Annotated in this window: 5 protein-coding genes; 2 read left to right on the forward strand and 3 right to left on the reverse strand. The window is 75.4% G+C overall.

Annotation, left to right across the window (positions count from 1 at the left end; genetic code table 11):
- On the reverse strand, positions 1–1,002 hold a 1,002-nt coding region (locus EJA20_RS17865; RefSeq protein WP_164984056.1), incomplete at its 3' end, for a sigma-70 family RNA polymerase sigma factor.
- Positions 1,003–1,147: 145 nt separating this feature from the next.
- Here EJA20_RS17865 and EJA20_RS17870 point away from each other — a divergent pair.
- Positions 1,148–1,915, forward strand: a complete 768-nt coding sequence (locus EJA20_RS17870; protein ID WP_129339867.1) for a hypothetical protein — start codon at positions 1,148–1,150, stop codon at positions 1,913–1,915.
- Positions 1,916–2,009: 94 nt separating this feature from the next.
- Here EJA20_RS17870 and EJA20_RS17875 read toward each other — a convergent pair whose 3' ends face one another.
- Entirely contained in the window at positions 2,010–2,297 is a 288-nt protein-coding gene (locus EJA20_RS17875; RefSeq protein ID WP_129339868.1) for a DUF1540 domain-containing protein, read from the reverse strand.
- 283 nt (positions 2,298–2,580) lie between these two features.
- Here EJA20_RS17875 and EJA20_RS17880 point away from each other — a divergent pair, with 283 nt between their 5' ends.
- Positions 2,581–3,729 (forward strand): GGDEF domain-containing protein, encoded by a 1,149-nt coding sequence (locus EJA20_RS17880; protein ID WP_129339869.1) that lies wholly within the window; start codon positions 2,581–2,583, stop codon positions 3,727–3,729.
- Between the two features lie 149 nt (positions 3,730–3,878).
- On the opposite strand, the gene nrdF is transcribed toward EJA20_RS17880, so the two are convergent.
- On the reverse strand, positions 3,879–4,859 hold the full coding sequence (gene nrdF, locus EJA20_RS17885) for a class 1b ribonucleoside-diphosphate reductase subunit beta (RefSeq protein WP_129339870.1): 981 nt from the start codon (positions 4,857–4,859) through the stop codon (positions 3,879–3,881).
- Positions 4,860–4,943: the final 84 nt, after the last annotated feature.

The following is a 4,943-nucleotide window of genomic DNA, read 5'->3' on the forward strand; positions in this document are numbered from 1 at the left end:
CCCGGCGCCTGCCGTACCGGCGGCGACGGCACCCGCGGCACCCGCGGCGCCCGTGCCGGCCGTGGTGGCACCGCCGAGGCCCACGGCGGCCGAGCCGCCGAACTTCGCCGCAGCCGCCGCCGCCGTGCCGCCGGCCGCCATCGCGGCGCCACCGGACGTGCCGGCCAGGACCGCGACGCCCGCCGCGACGCCGCCCCCCACGGGCAGCGCGTGCGCGAGCGCGCCGAGACCCACCGCGCCCAGCACGAGCGGGGCGATGACGGCACGCATGCCGTGGCTGACGTCGGACAGCTCGAAGACGAGCGCGCGGCAGCGGTCGCAGCCCTCGAGGTGCGCCTCGACGGTCGTGTTCTCGCGGCGGCCGAGGCCGTTGCGGACGAAGGGGCCGAGCTTGCCCGCGACCACCCGGCAGCCGTCGGGCAGGTCGCCCTGCAGGTGCTCCTGGAGGTACGCCTGGCGCAGGCCCTCGCGGGCGCGGTACGCCAGGGCGGCGACGCCGTTCGCGGACAGGCCGAGCAGCGGCGCGACCTGGGCCGGGGCCTGGCCCTCGACCTCCGTGTGCCACAGGACGGCCTGCCAGCGCTCGGGGAGGGAGCGGAAGGCGCGCGCGACCATGGTCCGCTCGGCGCCGAGCACGGTGGGCTCGTCGGCGGCCGGCGCGGACGGGGCTGCGGCCTCGAGGACCGCGGTGTCGTCCGTCGGCGCCGTGCGCTGGACGGCGCGGTGCCGGCCCGCGGCCGCGTTGCGCACGCAGGTGAAGAGGTAGGCCCGGAATGCGGCGTCGGGGCCGCCGCCGTTGCGCAGGGCGGACAGCACCGCGGAGAACGCCTCGGAGGTGACGTCGTCGGCGTCCGCGTCCGACCGCGTGTACTGGCGGGCGACCACCCAGGCCGCGCCGCCGTGGCGCTCGTAGAGCACGCCGAAGGCCGCTGCGTCGCCCGAGCGCGTCGCAGCGATGAGCTCGGCGTCGCTCAGGACGCCGTCGAGCTCCAAGCCCTCCACATGCCCCCCCAGTTCGCGTACAGCGTCCCATAGTGTGCCGACACGGCGGAATGCCGCGACCACCGGCGGGTGAAATCCACCATCCGGCGTCATGACCGGTCCACGGAGTGGCGTCATGACCTCCCGACGTCGCACTCTCTTCCCCGTGACGACCACGAGCGCCGAGGGCGCAGCCGCGCGCCTCCTGCGCGACCGCTGGCGTCAGCGTGCCCTGGGTTCGGTGTGGCTGCGGGTCGCGGATTGGTCCCGGCCGGAAGTCGATGCCCTCGCGGAGGCCGTCACGCTCGGCAACGGGGCCGCGCCGGCCGCCGCCGACCTGGGCCGGGCCCGCGGCTACGACGGCGTCGGCATCGGCGAGGCGCTCGACGACCTCGCGTGCCTGTACGAGGAGGCCGCGCAGGGCGCGCCCCCGGCGGAGGTGGTCCGCTCCTTCTGCGTCGCCTGGTCCGACGCCCAGGCGGACGCCCTCGCCGTCGGCGCCTCCACGGACCCCGAGACGGGCCTGCCGCGGCAGGAGTACCTCGCCGTCCGGCTCGAGGAGACCTACCTCGCGGGTCTCCGGTCCGGACGCCCCGTGCCCGGCACGCACGTGCTCGTCCTCGTCGACGTGGCCGCCGGCGACCTGCCGCCCTTCGCGCGGATGGCCCGGTCGGCCGTCGTCGGCGACGCCCTCAGCCAGGTGTACGGCTACGGCCACCCCATGGCGACGCTCGGCAACGGCCTGTTCGCGGTGCTCGACGAGGTCGACGGGCTCGAGGAGCGGGTCGCGCGGGCGCACGAGCGCGTCACGCACATGTGCGCCGGCCTCGACGCCGAGGTCACCGTCCGCGTGCCGCCGCGGGTGTGGACGGTCGCGCTGCCCGAGACGCACGACCTGGCCGTCCGCGCCCTCGCCGCGCACACGCGGCGCTGATCCGCCCGCCGCTCCGCCGCCGACCCCTCACCGGGTCCCCGCACGCCGACAGCCCCCACCCGGAGGGGTGAGAGCCGTCGACGGGAGCCGCGGGTCAGCGCGGGGCGTAGGTGAGGCAGTCGGCCGACGTGGCCCCCGCCCCGACGCGCACGGAGGCCGCGGTGCACTCCAGCGACACGTTGTGCCGGCACTCGGCCCGCTGGCAGGCGCCGACGTGGGTGACGACCTTGTCCAGGCCGCCCTTGACGCCGAGCGGGATGAACGTGCCGCACTGGCTGCCGGTGATCGTCACGGCGGCCGCGTGGCAGTGGTCGTGCGTGTTGTAGGAGCACCCGGCCACCGAGCACTCGGAGACCTCGGGCAGGTCCATCAGCGTGGTCATGCGTCTCTCCCGACCTCGGACGGTCTCGGACCGGGGGTCCGACGGCCGACCCGGACGGGCCGGCACGTCGACGGTAGCCCCGTCGGGACCCCGACGCCAGGCATGTGGAGGACGAAGGCGCAGGTCAGCGCGCTGCTGAGGTAAGGCGAGCCTTCCTCGGGCACGGCCCCGGGCGCGCGACCGCCCGTGCCCCCCGCACCCTCGCCACGTCCCGGCGCCGCGCGCACGGGTGGTCCCGGACGCCGCTCCTCGCCCGGGGGCGCCGCCTGCCGATGGGTGGGGCGTGCAGCTGGCCTGGGGCCCGGAGTGGACCCTCTTCTGGCGCCGCCACACGCGCATGGGCGTCGTGCTGACGGCGCTCGTCGCGCTGGGCGTGCTGCTGCGCGTCCTCGCCCGCCCCGGGTCCGTCGGCACCGCGGAGCTCGTCGTCCTCGTGGTCGTCCCCGTCCTCACGCCGGCGCTGCTGCTCGTCCCGGTCGACCGGCTCGTCCGCCACCGCCACGGCTGGCTGTTCTTCACCGCCTGGGAGATCGCGGGCGAGTGCGCGGTCGGCTGGTTCGTCTGGGAGGACGGCGGTCTGACGAGCCCGCTCGTCCTCTACTGGTACGTGCTCCTCGCCCACGCGGCGTCGGCGTACCCGCCGCTGTGGACCGCCCTGGCGGGCCTGCCGGTCGTCGCCCTGCACCTGACGCTCCTGGCGGGGACCCCGCCGCGCGAGCTGTTCGCCACCGGCGGCGGCGCGGAGAACCTGCTCGCCGCCGTCGGCGCCGTGGCGATCGCCGTGTGGGCGTCCGGCTCGCGCTACGCGCACCTGCGCGAGGTGGCGCACCGCGCGCAGCACGACGACCTCACGGGCTGCCTGGTCCGGCGCCCCTTCCACGAGGCGCTCGCGACCGCCGTGGCGGACGCCGGCACCGGTCGGCCCCTCGGCCTGCTCCTGCTCGACCTCGACAACTTCAAGGCGGTCAACGACTCGGCGGGGCACGCCGCCGGCGACGCGCTGCTCGTCCGGGTCGGCGCGGCCGTGCGGCAGGCCGCCGGCGACGGGGGCACCGCCGGCCGGCTCGGCGGGGACGAGTTCGCCGTCCTGCTGCCCGACCACGACCTCGACGCGGCCCGCGCGGTCGCCGAGCGCCTGCGCGCGGCGGTGGCCCACGAGGGGGCCGCTGCCGGCGTCACGGCCAGCGTCGGCGCCGGGGCGACGGGCGTGGCCGAGGCCCCCGAGCGCCTGCTCGCCCGCACCGACGCCGCCCTCTACGCGGCGAAGGCCGCCGGCCGCGACCGCGTCGAGACCGCCCCCGCCCGCGTCGTCGCCGTCCCCGCGCCGCGGCCCGGGACGGACGGCCCCGCCGCGTCCTCGGGCGCACCGGCGTCCTCGGGCGCACCGGCGTCCTCGGGCGCACCGGCGTCGCCGACCCGACCGGCGTCGTAGGGCGCCCCGGCCCCGGCGGCTGCGCCGACGGCCGCACCGGCGTCGACGACCGCACGGACGCGGACGGCCGGCCGCGGTGGACCCGCGACCGGCCGTCGTGCGCACCCGCCCGGGGCGTGCCCGGGACGAGCGGGGGCATCACCCCGGGATCAGAAGTCCCAGTCGTCGTCCTCGGTGTTGACGGCCTTGCCGATGACGTACGAGGAGCCCGAGCCGGAGAAGAAGTCGTGGTTCTCGTCGGCGTTCGGCGACAGCGCCGACAGGATCGAGGGGTTCACGTCCGTCTCGTCGCGCGGGAAGAGCGCCTCGTAGCCGAGGTTCATGAGCGCCTTGTTGGCGTTGTACCGCAGGAACTTCTTGACGTCCTCGGTGAGGCCGAGCTCGTCGTAGAGGTCCTGGGTGTACTCGGCCTCGTTGTCGTACAGCTCGAAGAGCAGGTCGAAGGTGTAGTCCTTCAGCTCCTGGCGCTCGGGCGCCGTGAGCTGCTCCAGGCCCTTCTGGTACTTGTAGCCGATGTAGTACCCGTGCACGGCCTCGTCGCGGATGATGAGGCGGATGAGGTCGGCCGTGTTCGTGAGCTTGGCGCGGCTCGCCCAGTACATGGGCGCGTAGAAGCCGGAGTAGAAGAGGAACGACTCGAGCATCGTCGAGGCGACCTTGCGCTTCAGCGGCTCGTCGCCCCGGTAGTAGCTCAGGACGATCTCGGCCTTGCGCTGCAGGTTGGGGTTCTCCTCCGACCAGCGGAAGGCGTCGTCGATCTCCCGCGTGGAGATGAGGGTGGAGAAGATCGACGAGTACGACTTCGCGTGGACCGACTCCATGAACGCGATGTTCGTGTAGACGGCCTCCTCGTGCGGCGTGATCGCGTCCGGGATGAGCGAGACGGCGCCGACGGTGCCCTGGATCGTGTCGAGCAGCGTCAGGCCCGTGAAGACGCGGGTCGTCATCGTCTTCTCGGCGGGCGTGAGCGTGGCCCACGACTGGATGTCGTTGGAGACCGGGACCTTCTCGGGCAGCCAGAAGTTGCCGACGAGCCGGTCCCAGACCTCCGCGTCCTTCTCGTCCTCGACGCGGTTCCAGTTGATCGCCGAGACCCGGTCGATGAGCTTCAGCTTGGGGGACGGGCTCATGTCCTTGCCTTCCCGCCCGCTCGTCGGCGGGCGTACGTCCGTGTGCGGTGGCGCCCGGCGGTGCGGGCCCGGTCGGGGCCGGCA

Source organism: Cellulomonas endophytica (assembly GCF_004123805.1).
Taxonomy (GTDB): domain Bacteria; phylum Actinomycetota; class Actinomycetes; order Actinomycetales; family Cellulomonadaceae; genus Cellulomonas; species Cellulomonas endophytica.